General features: G+C 68.4%; 13 protein-coding genes. 5 read left to right on the top strand and 8 right to left on the bottom strand.

The genetic code is table 11. The features are described from left to right. Positions 1-109 precede the first annotated feature (109 nt). The 4 genes from GUI43_RS13645 to GUI43_RS13630 form a co-directional block, all read right to left on the bottom strand. Positions 110-505, bottom strand: a complete 396-nt coding sequence (locus GUI43_RS13645; protein WP_112583116.1) for a hypothetical protein — start codon at positions 503-505, stop codon at positions 110-112. 31 nt (positions 506-536) lie between these two features. Further along, positions 537-2,546: a DUF8224 domain-containing phage-derived protein gene (locus GUI43_RS13640; protein WP_112698931.1), complete on the bottom strand. Its 2,010-nt coding sequence runs from the start codon at positions 2,544-2,546 to the stop codon at positions 537-539. Positions 2,547-3,561: 1,015 nt separating this feature from the next. Beyond that, the gene (locus tag GUI43_RS13635) at positions 3,562-4,269 is read right to left on the bottom strand and encodes an SDR family oxidoreductase (protein ID WP_112583118.1); all 708 of its coding nucleotides are present in this window, start codon (positions 4,267-4,269) and stop codon (positions 3,562-3,564) included. Between the two features lie 318 nt (positions 4,270-4,587). Continuing rightward, positions 4,588-5,577, bottom strand: a complete 990-nt coding sequence (locus GUI43_RS13630) for a hypothetical protein (protein ID WP_112698930.1) — start codon at positions 5,575-5,577, stop codon at positions 4,588-4,590. A gap of 561 nt (positions 5,578-6,138) precedes the next feature. Here GUI43_RS13630 and GUI43_RS35130 point away from each other — a divergent pair. Next, positions 6,139-6,246: an aromatic-ring hydroxylase C-terminal domain-containing protein gene (locus tag GUI43_RS35130; protein WP_369074187.1), complete on the top strand. Its 108-nt coding sequence runs from the start codon at positions 6,139-6,141 to the stop codon at positions 6,244-6,246. 85 nt (positions 6,247-6,331) lie between these two features. Next, entirely contained in the window at positions 6,332-8,473 is a 2,142-nt protein-coding gene (locus GUI43_RS13625; RefSeq protein ID WP_112698929.1) for an MMPL family transporter, read from the top strand. Positions 8,474-8,636: 163 nt separating this feature from the next. Here GUI43_RS13625 and GUI43_RS13620 read toward each other — a convergent pair whose 3' ends face one another. The 4 genes from GUI43_RS13620 to GUI43_RS34565 all read right to left on the bottom strand — a co-directional run bounded on the left by GUI43_RS13620 (position 8,637) and on the right by GUI43_RS34565 (position 12,525). Then, on the bottom strand, positions 8,637-10,088 hold the full coding sequence (locus GUI43_RS13620; RefSeq protein WP_112698928.1) for a HAMP domain-containing sensor histidine kinase: 1,452 nt from the start codon (positions 10,086-10,088) through the stop codon (positions 8,637-8,639). After that, positions 10,085-10,759, bottom strand: coding sequence for a response regulator transcription factor (locus GUI43_RS13615; RefSeq protein WP_181518534.1), 675 nt, complete (start codon positions 10,757-10,759; stop codon positions 10,085-10,087). Before GUI43_RS13615 ends, GUI43_RS13620 begins: the two co-directional genes overlap by 4 nt. A gap of 258 nt (positions 10,760-11,017) precedes the next feature. Continuing rightward, positions 11,018-11,683: a response regulator gene (locus GUI43_RS13610; protein WP_225855008.1), complete on the bottom strand. Its 666-nt coding sequence runs from the start codon at positions 11,681-11,683 to the stop codon at positions 11,018-11,020. Further along, positions 11,680-12,525: a sensor histidine kinase gene (locus GUI43_RS34565; RefSeq protein ID WP_249037738.1), complete on the bottom strand. Its 846-nt coding sequence runs from the start codon at positions 12,523-12,525 to the stop codon at positions 11,680-11,682. Before GUI43_RS34565 ends, GUI43_RS13610 begins: the two co-directional genes overlap by 4 nt. 112 nt (positions 12,526-12,637) lie before the next feature. On the opposite strand from GUI43_RS34565, the gene GUI43_RS13600 reads away from it, so the two are divergent. The 3 genes from GUI43_RS13600 to GUI43_RS13590 are packed head-to-tail and all read left to right on the top strand — an operon-like array spanning position 12,638 to position 14,735. Next, entirely contained in the window at positions 12,638-13,351 is a 714-nt protein-coding gene (locus GUI43_RS13600) for an ABC transporter ATP-binding protein (protein WP_112602291.1), read from the top strand. Continuing rightward, positions 13,348-14,097 (top strand): ABC transporter permease, encoded by a 750-nt coding sequence (locus GUI43_RS13595; RefSeq protein WP_112583321.1) that lies wholly within the window; start codon positions 13,348-13,350, stop codon positions 14,095-14,097. Before GUI43_RS13600 ends, GUI43_RS13595 begins: the two co-directional genes overlap by 4 nt. Then, the gene (locus GUI43_RS13590; RefSeq protein WP_112583124.1) at positions 14,094-14,735 is read left to right on the top strand and encodes a hypothetical protein; all 642 of its coding nucleotides are present in this window, start codon (positions 14,094-14,096) and stop codon (positions 14,733-14,735) included. Before GUI43_RS13595 ends, GUI43_RS13590 begins: the two co-directional genes overlap by 4 nt. Positions 14,736-14,858 lie beyond the last annotated feature (123 nt).

Here is a 14,858-nt window from a genome sequence, read left to right as displayed (position 1 = left end):
GGCAGTGACGATGTCGCTGCCAGTGCCGGCCTGGCCGCACAGGTATTGCATGGCGACCGTACTTCTCGGCGATGTGCGGGCCCGCTGGCAGACGCTGATTGTCGGCGGGCTACAGGTTGTTGATTCGGGCCAGTAGGTCTGCCTCGGTCAGGTTTTCCAGGACCGCGTCCTGCTTGCGGCCCAGGACCGCCAACAGCTTCTCCTTCTCCAGCTTCTTGGCCGCCGCCTCCTTCGCCGCCTGGTCCTCCGTGAGGCGGACGGCGATGACGTGCTTGACGACCTCCAGCTTGGTCTCCAAGGTTGCCTTGGCCGGATTGGCCTCGGTGGCCACGAACGACTCGGTGTCGACGGCCTTGAGCTCGGCGTTGACCGCCTTGGCCACATCATCGAGGCTGAAGCCGGACCGGGCGGTCAGCGGAAGCTCCCACAGCTGTTCCGTGGTCAGCAGTCCCTTGGCCGACGGATAGCGGAACTTCTCCCGTGTGGCCTTCTCGAAAATGGTCACGGTAGCCTCTCTGGAATATCTGGATAGGGAATCAGAACTGGATGCTGATGAGGCGGCGCCGGCCGCCGGTCATGGTCACCTTGGCGACCACAGAGCTGCGGACCGTGGAGCTGAAGCCGAGGCCGGACAGCTGATCTGGAGACGGCTCGCACTTGGTGCGGTCGCCGAGAACCTCGAACACCTTGCGGTGCGGTTGCAGGTCGCTGCGGAGGAACTCGTTGTAGATCCCCCGCGTCGGCTGGTCGTTCACGCACCCCTTCAGGATGAAGAAGTAGTGCCGGTTGCCGACCTCGTTGTCGTCGAAGTAGTTCGGCGAGTACATGATGGTGGACACCGGTACGAACTGTTCGGTGGTGATGCCCCACAACTCCTTGCCCGCACTGCCCGGATGCACGTCCTTACCCGGCCGGAAAGCGGTGATCACCCCGCCGGCAACAGTCATCCGGCCCACCTCGACGGTCTCCTTGTGGCCGACCGCGCGCTCGTGGCTGTAATGCTCGATCTTCCCGTTGCTCTCTGTCTCGATCACGAAGCCGACCTGGGTGCTGTCCCGCTTGCGGTACTGGTTCACCTCGATCCGGTACTCACCGTCGGCGACACGGTCGGTCCAGGTGACGTTCTCCACCGGCTCGCGGGAGAGCGTCCCACTGGCGTTCATGTCGACGTCCAGCTTGTTGCGCTTCTCCTGGTACCAGATGTGGTCGCCGTTGGGTTCGTACACGTGCAGGTCTAGGTCGTCGTGGTTGAACCAGGACAGGCTCACCCGCAGCTTGCCGGTGACGTTGCCGCCGGCCCGCTTGACCTTCTCCCTGATCGAGTCGGTGACGTTGCCGCCGTACGACCAGCCGAAATCGTTGTCCCACTTGAACAACCGCGGAGCAGCCGGGCGCCGGCCGGTGGTGAGGCTGACGAGGTGCGGCTCGTAGGTGTTGGCGACCCACAGGTCGATCGTGGCGGCGCCGGGCAGGACGTCCTTCATGAAGGAGACCACGGGGATCTCCTCCGGCTTGGCGTCGCGAAGGAGCGCACCTGACGACCGGATGGTGGCCGCCTGCATGAGCAGCCCTTCGATGCCGTCCTTCATCCGTGCCTGGGTGTCGTTGTCGACCCACAGCACGTTGGTGACCGACACGTCGGACAGCTGGGCGAACCGTCGCTGCAACGACTCCTCGATGCCCAGCTCGGCAATGGTCCTCATGGCGGCCTTGACCATGCCCGGGGTGATCAACGCCGTGGGGCGCTGGTAATTCTGCGGCGCCACCTTCGCCTCGAACGACCGGACCGCCTGCTCCAGGTCGACGCCCGCGGCGAGATCCTGGACGAGGGTGCCGATCACCGTGTTGCGGAACCGGGCCGCCGGGTTCATGGCGTTGGCGAAGACGAAGGCACGCCGGTCGGTCGCCTGGGTCCACCGGTTCTGCAGCGAGCGGAACTCGATCACCGCCCGGCGATGCTCCGCGCCGCGGTAGAGGGCGTTGCCGTCGACGAGGTCGACGACGGTGTCCAGAGCGTGCCGGGTCAGCTCGGCCAGGCCACGCTGGAAGACCTGCACCGCGGCTTCAAAGTTGCCCCGTGCCGCGCCGACGTCCTCGATGCGATGCCGCTCTTCCACCCGGCCGTGCAGGTGGTGCCACACCTCGACCTGGCCGTCGCGCAGCGTTCGGGTGGTCTTCGTCCCGTACTGCGCCTGGGTGGACCGGAAGATGGTGGACAACGGGAGCGAAAGAACGAACTCGTCGAGAGCGGCGGCGACGACGGAGAAGACCGGGTCGGATGCCGACACCCCGGACCAGACGGTACGGACCCGCCCGTCGTGGATCTCGACGACGTTGCCGAAGTGCTTGATGAAACCGCGGCAGGTCGAGCAGTCGTACTCGGATCGCTCACGGAACCGCAGATTGGTGCCAGCGGGGAAGGAGTCGAGAAAGGTGAGCCAGAGTGAGTCCCCGTCGAGACCGTCGCCGACGGCGTACAACTCACCCCTGGACATCGTGGACAGCCGCGAAGTCACATCCGCCACGAACTGCTGGAAATTGCCCACCGTTTCATCCCCCTTGATCGCCGGAGATGCTACGCAGCGAACGTCAATCGGAGAAACGCGTTTGCGGCTGTCCGCACGGTCACGGGCGGGCGCCGGTGGCCGGCGGTCAGTCGACCGGAGCGCGTACGGCGGTGGGGTGCCGGGCACCGACGGTCAACACGACTGCGTGCGACATCGCGGTGGGCGCGGGAAGTCGGCTAACTTGCATCACCGTCCGAGACGTCATGCCTCAGTGCCGCCGCCTGCAGCGCTGCCATCACGGTGTGCCCTGGGTAGTCGATCAGCGTGGGGTAGTGCCGTCGGTGGTAACAGTCCCAGTAGCTGGCGATCCGCCGGCCGGTGAGCGCCACCAAAGCCGGGTTCTCGGCGGCAAATCGCCCGTAGACGGCGTCCGTAGGGCTGTGCGGAACAACCAGCTCCGGCGCGAGAACTCGCCGAATGACCAGCAGAATCTCGCCGCCTCCGCGGCAACGGACGGCTCGTCAAAGTAGATCCGGTATGGAATCAGGACCGGCTCACCATCGACCAGCACACGGAACGGCGGCGTCGGCGCGTTCGGCGCCGGCGGTAGGACTGCCAACGCTTCCCGCACGTCGTCACCGAGACGACGTGGGAAGGCAGCATCCAAGGCTGCGGCCTCACCCAACTCCGAGATCCCGAACTGCACGGCCGATCGTAGCCCCGGCGGCGGCGCAGCCATTACGAGACGTCCCTTAGACGAGAACCTGTCCGCGAGCGCGATCACCCTGGACCGGCGAGACCATGGCCGCGCTCGACGTGATCCCGACGCCCGGACACACCGCACCGGACCAGTGACCTCCCGGAGCTCTCGGCCGCCCCTTGGGGGCGCCAGCTTCAAGACCACGAAGCCGATCACGACCTTCAGGACTTCGCTCGACGTCCGCACCCCTGCGGCGGTCAGGCGGAGGCCCGGCTTCATGAGAATCCGGGCCGCCCGCCGGGCGTACGCCCGTTGACCAAGCCGCTTACTCCGGCAGGCGGATTACCGGTGAAGTCAGGCGAAGAGGTTGCCGGTGATGTCGGCGTAGAAGTCGGCGGGATCGCGGGAGAGGGAGGCCTTGACGTTGGCGGTGGGCTTGTCAGCGATGACTTCGATCTTGCCTGCTTCCAGTCCGTCGAGGGCCTGGGCGACCACCTCGTGGGGCGCGAGCTTGGGGATGTCGACGCCAGCCATCATGTCCGTGTCGGCGATTGCCAGCGCCAGGGCGGTGACCAGAGTCTTCTGGTCGGCCAACTCGAGGCGGATGCCGTTCGTCAGGGACCACTCCGCGGCCTTGGAGGCGGCGTAGCCGTTGCTGCCGGGGCTGAAGGTGTACCAGCTCAGCGCCGAGATGACGTTGAGGATGGCGCCACCGGCCAGCCTGGGCGCGAAGGCGCGGGTGACGTTGAGAGTGCCCCAGAAGTTGGTGTCGAGGTCGCGGCGGATGTTCTCCGTGGAGGGGCCGAGCAGCGGGGCTTCAGTGGAGGTGCCGGCGTTGTTGATGAGGATGTCGAGGTCGCCCACCTTGCCTGCGGCGGCCTCGATGGACGCGGGATCCGTGATGTCCAGCTGGAGCGCGACGGCACCGGGGATGTCGATGCTTTCCAGGCGACGGGCGGTCGCAAAGACGGTGGCGCCCCGGGCGAGGAGGGCCTCGGCGAAGGCCTTGCCGAGGCCGCGGTTAGCTCCGGTCACGAGAGCTGTTGAGCCGTTGATTTGCATATCGCCACGCTAAGACCTCACGTTGACGTCAGGGGCAAATTTGTGCGAGGTGAATCACGCTCGCCCGTGTCGGCGGCGCTCGGCTCCGGGCGACCCGGGTGCGGCCGGTAACGCCCAGCCGAGCTGCCGAGGCACGAAGGGATCGCGCTGCCGGTGAGCGAGCCGTTCGACCGGTGGCCCGACGGTGACTGCACTAGAAGGTGCCCCGGTCCAGGGCATGTGTTCAAATCCGTCACAGCCATTCGTCGATGGCGGCGAGTTGGATGGGGCTTCGTAGCGGACGACCCGCTTGTCGGCACGCCATGGAGGGATGCCGCGTCACTGCATAGCGGTGGCCGGGGGATGATCGATTGATTCGGGGCAGCAGAAGGTGTACAGCGAGTAGCCGCGCCCGATCTGCACGCCGACGGTGTCTGGGGACGCGGTCGGATTTTCCTCGGACGGGCGCCAGCTGCAATGCATGCCGTTCCAGTCGCTGGAGCCGACCGTGAGAATCAAGGTCATCGTGGTGCCGCAGGCAGCACAGTCCATCGGGTACGGATCGGTCAGTGACCAGTTCGCGTACCCGCCGACCTTCCATCCCGGCGCCAGCGACAAGTCGCTCTGATAGTGGGGACGGCTCTCGTCTTCGTCGTCATCCCACTCGTCGAGCCGCTCGCGTAGGTCATCGGGGAGCAGGTCGGCGTATTGGTACTCGCGGACCTGCTCCGGGTGCACCACGCACGGAAGCGGCAGGTACATGTCACTGATCACCGGCGGCTCGGGAGGCGCTTCGAGCAGGGGGCCGACGGCGGAACTGTCGCGCCAGTAGAGAAAGACGCGAGGGCTGTAGTGCCGGTCTGAGTGGTCCACCGGGCACCACAGCACCTGGAGCAGGTCGGTGCCGTCCGGACCGACGTAGTCCGGGATATCTCGTCGGTACAACTGCGCGACCGAAACCAACGGGATGGGAACCTCGATCAGGTCGTCCAGGTCCAGAGCGTCGGCCGCATCGAGCTCGGCCCGCTCCTCCGCAGTCAAGAAGTCTCCGCCCGGCAGCGGCTCCCGAGCTTCTGCGGTCGCGAAGATCTCCCGCCTGCGGTGCAGGGCGGCCGGGGTCGTCAGGTTCCATGGCTCGTGCGCCCCGGCGTCGTCGCAGACCGGCCATACCTCGTCGGCCGGCCATAGCAGCGGTCCGCCGACCGAACTGTCCGTAATGGTCGGAGCGCCGGGTCGGGGATGCAGGCGGGTAGCGGTGATGGAATGTTCCCGCAGTTCGGGGAAGAGTTCGGTGAGGGCTAGGGGACGCGGAGGCGTGGTACGGACCATAGAAGTGAATCCTATGGCCCGAATGTTGGTGCGAGCCCGGTCTAGGGGAGCAGATTGGGAGCAGCGGGGTGCCCTGAACGGCCTTGAAGCGCTCACGGTTTGCGCAGCAGTCGACAAAGCCCTATGCAGGTCACCGAACGCGGCCGCAGGTGAGGAATTGCGCCACTGCCAGCAAAGAGCGATCGTGCCGCCGAACGCGTTGCCACCGGCGGTGATCGCCAAGGGAATCGAGATCCCACCAGCGAAGGACAGCAAGGCGGCGGCGATCCGACTGCTGTGCCGGTGCCGTAGGGCTGGCCGGATCTGTCGGGATCGGCGGGTCGGATCCAGGTCGTCGAGCTTGCTGACATCGCTGGCGATGCCTGTGCGTTTCTCTCCTCAACACCTGGTCGAGATTGGCGGACCTCAAGCCGACGGTCCAATGTGGTGAATACGTTCTGCCCCCATACCTTGTCAGCGTGGCTGGCCTGCGGAAACAAAGGTCCGCGACGCCCGGCCGCGTGGACCGGACGGGTCAACACCGTCACCGCCCGCACGGGCCGGGTGGACGTCGACGCGTAGCTGATCCGGCCCGACGGATGCGTCGCCTGGGCCTTGCCCACCGCGCAGGATCTGGACACCACCGCGCTGGTGCGTGCGCTCGGCACCTGGTTCGGCCACCCGGCCTGATCGGCGCATTAACGGTCGTCTCAGATTCGCCCGGTACGAAGTCGGCATCGGATGAGCGAACTAACCCGTATGGAGGAAGCTAGTGATGGCAGTCAAGGCAGCGCCGCCCGGGGAAGCGCCGGCCGGTCGCTTGGCAGGCCGCTGGGTGCCATGGTTGGTGATCGGGTTGTGGGTGGCGCTGGCGGCGGTGATGGTGCCGCTGAGCGGGAAGTTGAGCTCGGTAACCACCGACAGAGCCGTGGACACCCTGCCGGCCAGCGCCGAGTCCACCAAGGTGGCGGTGCTGGAGGACAGCCTCCCCGGCGGTGAGGACAACACGTTCGTCTTCGTGTATCACCGCGCCGGCGGCATGACCGACGCCGACCGCGCGTCGGTCGAGCGCCACCACAACACCCTTGCCAGGCGGTACCCGCCGAAGGCGACGGCGGCGGGCGGCGAGGACGAGGAGGACCAACCGACGAGACCCTCCACCGACGGCAAGGCGATGATGTTCACCCTCGACGTGAGCACGACCTACGGCGCACCGGAGACCATCGTCGGCCCATTGCGTGAGGCTGCGAAGGACCGCCCCGCGGGCCTGGAACTCGACGTGACCGGACCCGCCGCGGTCGACGGCGACATGGACGCCGTCTTCGACGGCATCGACCTGCAGGTCTTCCTCACCACCGTCGTCGTCGTCACGCTCCTGCTGATCCTCACCTACCGCAGCCCGGTGTTGTGGCTCATCCCGCTCATGGCTGTGGGCGCGGCCGCGCTGACCGCGATGGCGACCGTCTACCTGCTCGTCAAGGGCTTCGGCATCGTGATCAACGACCAGAACTCGGCGCTGCTGACGATCCTGGTATTCGGCGTCGGAACGGACTACGCGCTGTTGCTCATCGCCCGGTACCGGGAGACACTGCACCACCACGAGAACGTCCGGGTCGCGATGGTCCACGCGCTACGCGGCGCGGCGCCGGCCATCGTCGCGTCCGCGGCCACAGTGATCGCTGGCCTGCTCTGCCTGCTCGCCGCCGACCTGAACAGCACCAGCGGGTTGGGCCCGATTGGCGCCGCCGGCATCCTGTGCGCGCTGGTGGCCATGCTGACCCTGTTCCCGGCGGTGCTCGTGGTGCTCGGCAGGCGGATCTTCTGGCCGGCCATCCCGCGGTTCAACACGCCCGGCCAGGAGAAGCCCGGGCTGTGGGGACGGCTCGGCACCGCCATCAGCCGCCGCCGGTGGGTGGCGACGCTCGGCTCGCTCGGAGTCCTCGGCGTGCTCGCCATCGGGCTGGCGGGCAACACCGGCGCCCTGCGGGAGCAGGACCAGTTCCTGTCCGCGCCGGAGTCGGTCACCGGCTTCACCGTCCTCCGCCAGCACTTCCCGGAGCTCGGCGGCCAGCCGATGACGATCTTCACGCGGCCGGCGTACCAGGAGCGGGTGCTCGACATCGTTCAGGGCACTCGCGGTGTGGCCCTGGCCGTCCCGGGGCAGACCAGCGGAGGCTGGGCCGACATCTCCGTGTTCCCGACCGACGCGCCGGACACCGCCGCGGAGTACGACACGATCAAGCGGGTGCGTACCGCCGTGCACGCGGTGAACGGGGCGGAGGCGATCGTCGGCGGGCCGAGCGCGGAGAACCTCGACACCGAGGTCACCACCACCCGCGACGAGAAGCTGGTGATCCCGCTGGTGCTCATCGTCGTCCTGATCGTCCTCGGGCTACTGCTCCGAGCGATCGTGGCCCCGCTGGTCCTGATGGCGACCGTGATCGTCTCATTCGCCGCAGCCTTCGGCGGCAGCGTGTTCGTCTTCGACACGATCCTCGGGTTCAAGGGCGTCGACTATTCGGTGCCGCTGCTGGCATTCCTGTTCCTGGTGGCGCTCGGCATCGACTACAACATTTTCCTGACCAGCCGGGCCCGGGAGGAGACCGTGCGCCTCGGCACCGGAGAGGGCATGCTCAAGGCCCTCTCCGCCACCGGTGGCGTCATCACCTCGGCAGGCCTGGTCCTGGCGGCCACGTTCGCGGTCCTCGCCTCACTTCCGCTGGTGATGCTGATCGAGGTCGGGTTCCTGGTCGCCTTCGGCGTGCTGCTCGACGCCTTGCTGGTGCGGTCGGTCCTGGTGCCCGCCCTCACCCTGCTGATCGGCCGGCGGATGTGGTGGCCGAGCCGGTTGTCCCGACCGGTGGAGCTGCCGGACGATCAACGGCCGCTCGTGGAGGGGCCCGCGCCGCAACGGTGAGCGCGGCGGCACAGTCGAGATCCGGGACGGGCTCCTGCCCGTTCCGGATCTTTGTCATGGCCCGGCGGCCGTCACCGTGTCCGCCGCCCTTGTCCTGCGTCGCCCGCTGCGGCGGGTCGTTGCACCGCGCGCCGTGGCGGTCCCGGCGCCGTGCCGCAGCGGGTCAGCGCGCCACCGTGTTCATCCCCGCGGTGAGCTGCGCGATCCGGGCGGGCGGGGCGGCGGCCGGAAGGATGATCCGCAGCAGCGCGCCACCGCGTGCGGACCGGGCGACGGTGACCCGGCCGGCGTGGGCGTCGACGACCCGCTGCACGATCGACAGGCCCAGACCTGATCCCGGCAGCGCCCGGGCGCTGTCGGCACGGTAGAACCGGTCGAACACCCGCGGTACGTCGGCGGCGTCGATGCCCGGCCCGGCGTCGTCGACCTCGAGGACCGCCGACGTGCCCTCGGCACGGAGCCGGACCTGGACCGGTTGGTCAGCGGGGGACCACTTGCCGGCGTTGTCGATGAGGTTGAGCACCGCCCGCTGGAGCGCAGCGGGACGCCCGCTCACCCACACGGAGGTCACGTCGAGCGCGACCTCGATGTCGGGCACGCGGGAACGAGCCCGGGTCGCGGCGGCCACCACCACGTCGGCGACATCGAGTAGTTCGGTGCTCTCGTCGCTGACGTCGCCGCGCGCCAGGTCGGTCAGCTCGGCGGCAAGGGTGCTCAACTCGGCCACCTGGGCGCCGAGATCGTTGAGCAGCCGGGTCCGGCTCTCCGCCGGCAGTGCGCTGTCCAGGGTGCCGCGCCGATCGAGCCGGATCAGCAGCTCAACGTTGAGGCGCAGGCTGGTGAGCGGGGTCTTGAGTTCGTGGGCGGCGTCCTCGGCGAGCAGCCGCTGGGCCCGCCGGGAGTCCCGGAGCGCGGCGAGCATGTCGTTGATTGACTGGATCAGCCGCCGGATCTCCCCGCCGCCCTCGTCCGGGATGTCGGCGTCGAGGTCCCGGGTCTGCGCGACACGAACCGCGGCGGCAGTCAGCCGGTCGATCGGTGCCAGCCCGGTCCGCGCCACGGTCCGCCCGACAAGGGCGCCTCCGGCCACGCACAGCAGTCCGATCAGCAGCATGCCCAACCCGAATCGGTTGATTGGGCTGTCGTCGTTGTTGCGGGCCACCTGGACCGCGCCGTCGCCCGCCCGCAGCGTGTAGATGAGGTAACCGTCGTCGTCGCTGTCGTTCGACTCCATCAGGTCGGCCGACGCGCCCTGCGCCACGCGCCCGGCGTGCCCGCTGACGGGGGGCAGCGCGGGTTGGCCGGCCGGCGTCCGGGTCGAACCGTCGGGCAGGATGACCCGCACCAGCCGACCGGATCCGGGATACGGCGGTAGCTGGACCTGCGCCAGGCCGGTGTGCTCCACGGTCGTCGCCAGAATGCGGGAGTCCGCGCGCAGCTGATCCTCGGCGCTGTCCTGCAGCTCCGAGTCCAGCAGCTCGCTGGCCACCTGGAAGGCCACGAACACGCTGACCGCGATGGCCGTCGCCGCGATCACCGTCAGCCTGGTCCGCAGGGACCGCCGGCGCCACCATCGGATCAGCCGACGCGATTCCCGGCCGGCGCGCCTGCTCACGGAGGAGTCTCCCGCAGCGTGTACCCCAAGCCGCGCAGCGTGTAAATCAATCGCGGCTCACCCTCGGCCTCCATCTTGCGGCGCAGATAGCTCACGTACACCTGAAGGTTGTTGGCGGTGGTGCTCATGTCGAAGCCCCAGATCGCCTCGAACAGCGCGTCGCGGGTCAACACCCGGGTCGCGTTGCGCACGAGAACCTGTAGCAGGGAGAACTCGGTCCGGGTCAGATACAGCGGCCGCCCACCCCGCCACGCCTCGAACCTGTCGGGATCGAGCCGGACGTCGGCGAACGACAGGATCTGCGAATCGTCGTCGCCCGGCGCACGGCGGCGCAGCAGAGCCCGGACCCGGGCCAGCAACTCCTCGGTGGCGAACGGCTTGGGCAGGTAGTCGTCGGCGCCCGCGTCCAGCCCCGCGACCCGGTCGGAGACCTGATCCCGGGCGGTCAGCATCAGCACTGGCAGATCCCGACCCGCCGCCCGCAACCGCCGGCAGGTCTCCAACCCGCCGAGGCGGGGCATCATCACGTCGAGGATCAGCAGATCCGGCGCCGCGCCACCGATCCCGTCGAGCACGGCGAGACCGTTGGCGGCGGTGCTAGTGCCATAACCCTCGACCTGAAGCACCCGCTCCAGCGACTCACGGATGGCCGCCTCGTCATCGGCGATCATGATCTGCACGCCGGCCCGCCCTCCAGTTGATGCTTTTGCGCTCATCCTCCCCGATCAACCTGAGGGCAGGATTAATACTGCAACGGCAGTAGGCGAATCGAGTTCGGCTCGTGTTCGTTGGTCTGCCTGTGGCGGACGTTGATGTTGATCGGTGGCATGGGGAGTTCGACCGGCTGCATGCCCGGATCCGGCCTCGGTTTCGCAGCAGATTTGCTTTGTGTCGGAGCCAGACGATCGATGCAAACCGTCGCGTTCCAGTCAGGGGCGTGGCCGCACCAGCCCTGCGTCGAACGCCGCGATCACCAGCTGTGCCCGATCGCGAACGGTCAGCTTCGCCATCAGGTGCGTGATGTGCGTTTTCACCGTCTTCACCGATATAGCCAGGGCAGTTGCGATCTCGTCGTTCGACAAGCCGCCGCCGATCAGTGTCAGCACCTCCACCTCGCGGCCAGTCAGCCGCCTCAGTTTCGGCGACGGCCTATCCGGCCGTGGTGCTGCGACGTAATGCGCCACGAGCCGGGTGAGGATCGACGGCGCGAACAGCGACTCACCGCGGTGAGTGCGGCGGATCGCCTCGATCAGTTCCTCGGGATGGGCGTCCTTGAGCAGGAAACCGGACGCGCCCGCGTGCAGTGCCTCGTAGACGTACTCGTCGAGCTCGAACATGCTCAGGACTAGGACGCGGGCGGTGGACAGTGCCGGGTCCGTGCAGATGCGGCGGGTGGCCTTGAGGCCGTCGAGGTGCGGCATCCGTACGTCCATCAGGATGACGTCGGGGCGGGTGGTGCGGGCGCACGACACGGCATGTGCGCCGTCGCCGGCCTCGCCGACGACAGTCAGGCCCGGCTCGTTGTTGATGACCATGGCAAGGCTGTGTCGGAGCAGCGGCTGGTCGTCCACCAGCAGTACGCGGATGTCGCTCACACCGCCTCGTCCGGGATCCTCGCGGTGACGCGGAAGCCCGCGTCGACCCGCTCCGTCGACAGCGTTCCGCCGAGACTGCCCACCCGCTCCCGTAACCCGGCCAGCCCGTGTCCGGCGCCCGGCGATGCCCGCCATTCGTCGACTGGGCCGGTGTCCGCCGCCGTGACCACTACGGATGTTCCGTCCCGATACACCCGCACCCCTACGTCCGTCGGTCCCGCGTACCGCGCCGCGTTGCTGAGCGCCTCCCGCACGGTCTTGCAGACGGCGACTTGCACACCCTGCGATACCGGGCCGAGCGGCTCGATCATCAGCCGTGGCCGAAGCCCGGCGAGCGACGCCGCGTGCACGATGCCGGGCAGGTCGTCGAGGTTGTCCACGGGCGCACGGCGGCTGGCGGCCGACGGCTCGCGCAGGACCGTGAGCATGCGGCGTAGCTCAGCGGTGGCGTGCCGGCTCGCCTCCTCGATGTCGGTGAGCGCCGCCTCGACCTCCACAGGCTTGGGTAGATGTCGGGTGGCCGCCGCGCGGACCGTGATCAAACCCAAGCCATGCGAGACGATGTCGTGCAGGTCGCGGGCAATCCGCAACCGCTCGGCGAGCACCGCCTCGGAGGCCGCCCAGGCGGTCAGCCGTGATTCGTAGGCGGTCCGGTCGGCGCGTGACCGCCGCACAGCCCATAGCGCAGCCGCGACAGCGCCACCGACTATCAGCGGTGGCAGTACGAGCGCGAACGGGCCCTGCGCGCCGACCGTGCACATGGACATCACCAGAACGCTCATCACCGCGGCAGCCGCCGGCACTGCCGTGGACCGCCGGGAGGGGCGCGGATGGGCGTTCACCACCCCGACTGTAGTTCTCAGACCAGGGTCTGACGGTCTGCGGGCCGACCCGGCCGTCGGGATCCGAGAACGGTCCGATGCGCGAGGGCCGGAACCTGCGTTGACTGGGCTTATGATCACGATCGATCGCATCAGCAAGACCAAGAGCAGGACCCAGATCCTGCACGAGGTCACCTTTGAGGCCCGACCCGGCCGGGTCACCGGCTTTCTCGGGCCGAACGGCGCCGGGAAGACGTCGACGTTACGTATCCTGCTCGGCCTGGACCGCCCCCAGAGCGGGACCGCGCTGATCTGTGGGCGCCGCTACCAGAAACTGGACCGTCCGCTCCTGACTGTCGGCGCGCTGCTCGACGGCAGCGGTGCGCACCGGGCCCGCACGGCCCGCGCGCACCTGCGCTGGGTAGCCGCCAGCAACGGTCTGCCCGACTCCCGTGCCGACGAGGTCCTTGAGGTCGTGGGCCTGACCGGCGACGCGCGGAAACGCGCCGGCCGCTTCTCCCTCGGCATGAGCCGCCGGCTCGGGCTCGCCACCGCGCTGCTCGGCGATCCCGCGGTGCTGGTTCTCGACGAACCGGTCAACGGCCTCGACCCGGCCGGGATCCGCTGGATGCGTGAATTCCTCCGCGACAGCGCCGCGCAGGGCCGCACGGTCCTACTCTCCAGCCACCTGATGGGCGAGTTGGCCGAGACCGCCGACGACGTCATCGTGATCGACAAGGGCCGGATCGTGATCCAGGGCGGACTCGCCGACGTCATCGGCGATCATCGCACGCTCGAGGACGCCTTCTTCGAGCTGACCGCTACCGAGGCCGGAGGCCCGTGGTGAGCCCGGTCCGCGCCGAACTCCGTAAGCTGCTCGGCCTGCCCACCGCCTGGGTCGGCTTGGTTCTCGGTACGTTGACAGCACCCGTGGTCCTCCTGCTGAACGCGCCCTACACCCGCCGCGCGATCGCCGCCGGCACCCTCACTGACACGTCCGACCTGGGCCTACGCGACCTGGGTATCGGCCTGATCGGTCCGATAGTCCTCGGCGTGATCGTGGTGAGCAGCGAATACACGTCCACCGGCCAGGACGCCCCCGGCGCCCGCCAGCTCACCGCGACGCTCGCCGCAGTCCCCGACCGGCTGCGTCTGCTTGTGGCGAAAGCCACCGCGCTCGTGCTGGTCGTCGCGGCCCAGGCAGCGGTCACCACAGCCGCCACACTCACCCTCACCCAGGTGCTGTACGGCGAACACGCGCCGGCACCCGCCCCGGCCCGAGTCGTGGCCGCGATCCTCTATTGGACGTTGACCGCACTACTGGCGTATGCGATCGCGCTGATTTCCCGCAACGGCATCGTGCCGTTGACGCTGCTGATCATCAACAGCTCCGTCGTGTCAGTGTCGTACCTGCTGACGAAGGTCACCGACCTTGCCTCCTATCTGCCGGACATCGTCGGAGCGCAGATGTTCATCGGCAGCGCGGACTTCCCGGTCGAGATCGCCCCGGTGACCGCCGGCCTGGTGATGACGGCCTGGGTCATCGCGTTACTCGTGGTCGGCGCGGTCCTGTTTGAGCGGCGGGACGTATGAACACCGCCCGCGCTGAACTGCGCAAACTGCTGACCCTGCCGTCGCTGCGCCTGACCGCACTACTGACCTGGACCGCCAACCTGCTGCTGACGTACGTGTACGCATCTGCCGAGTTCCACGGTGAGTCGCTCGGCGAGGTCGCCGCCTTGGCCCCACTCGGCTACACCCAGGCCGGCTTCCTGGTGCTCGGCGTGCTCGCGGCCGCGTCCGAGTACCAGGAGGGCGGCCAAATCAGCACCACGCTGCTCGCGATGCCCCGGCGCCTGCCACTACAGGCGGTGAAGGCCGTCGCGCTGACTGTGGTGGCGCTTCCGGTGGCCGCCGTGACAGCGGCCACCAGCACCCTTGCGGGCGGTGCGGGCACCTGGATGCCGGCCGCGACGGCCTACCTGACGCTCACCACGCTGCTGGGGGCCGCAGTCGCCGGCGTCGTTCGCCGTGCAGTGCCCGCCGTGGTTCTGCTGCTCGGTCTGTATTTCATCGCAGGCCCGCTGCTGCGGGCCCGGAGCTGCACCAACGCCGCCTACCTGCCGGACACGGCCGCCCTCGACCCGACCCGCGGTGCCGCCGCCACGGTCACATGGACACTCTCCGTACTAACGCTTGCCGCTGTCACTTTCCGCCGTCGCGACGCTTAATCCTGCAACGGCGGTAGGCGAATCGAGTCCGGTTCGTGTTCGTTGGTCACCATGATGCTGGACGAGTCAGCTGACGGACCTACCCGAGCAGCGCCGCCGCCGCGGCCAGGGTGGCCAGCGACA

It is taken from the genome of Micromonospora noduli (genome assembly GCF_003264365.1).
Classification (GTDB): Bacteria; Actinomycetota; Actinomycetes; order Mycobacteriales; family Micromonosporaceae; genus Micromonospora; species Micromonospora noduli.
Note: the sequence above shows the minus strand (reverse complement) of the source record. Positions and strands in the feature narration are given on the sequence as shown.

Excerpts from the sequence above, each read along its gene's own strand:
- GUI43_RS13615 (WP_181518534.1), bottom strand. The coding sequence starts at position 10,759 with ATGATCGCCGATGACGAGGCGGCCATCCGTGAGTCGCTGGAGCGGGTG.
- GUI43_RS13600 (WP_112602291.1), top strand. The coding sequence starts at position 12,638 with ATGATCACGATCGATCGCATCAGCAAGACCAAGAGCAGGACCCAGATC.
- GUI43_RS13590 (WP_112583124.1), top strand. The coding sequence starts at position 14,094 with ATGAACACCGCCCGCGCTGAACTGCGCAAACTGCTGACCCTGCCGTCG.
- GUI43_RS13635 (WP_112583118.1), bottom strand. The coding sequence starts at position 4,269 with ATGCAAATCAACGGCTCAACAGCTCTCGTGACCGGAGCTAACCGCGGC.
- GUI43_RS13630 (WP_112698930.1), bottom strand. The coding sequence starts at position 5,577 with ATGGTCCGTACCACGCCTCCGCGTCCCCTAGCCCTCACCGAACTCTTC.
- GUI43_RS13625 (WP_112698929.1), top strand. The coding sequence starts at position 6,332 with ATGGCAGTCAAGGCAGCGCCGCCCGGGGAAGCGCCGGCCGGTCGCTTG.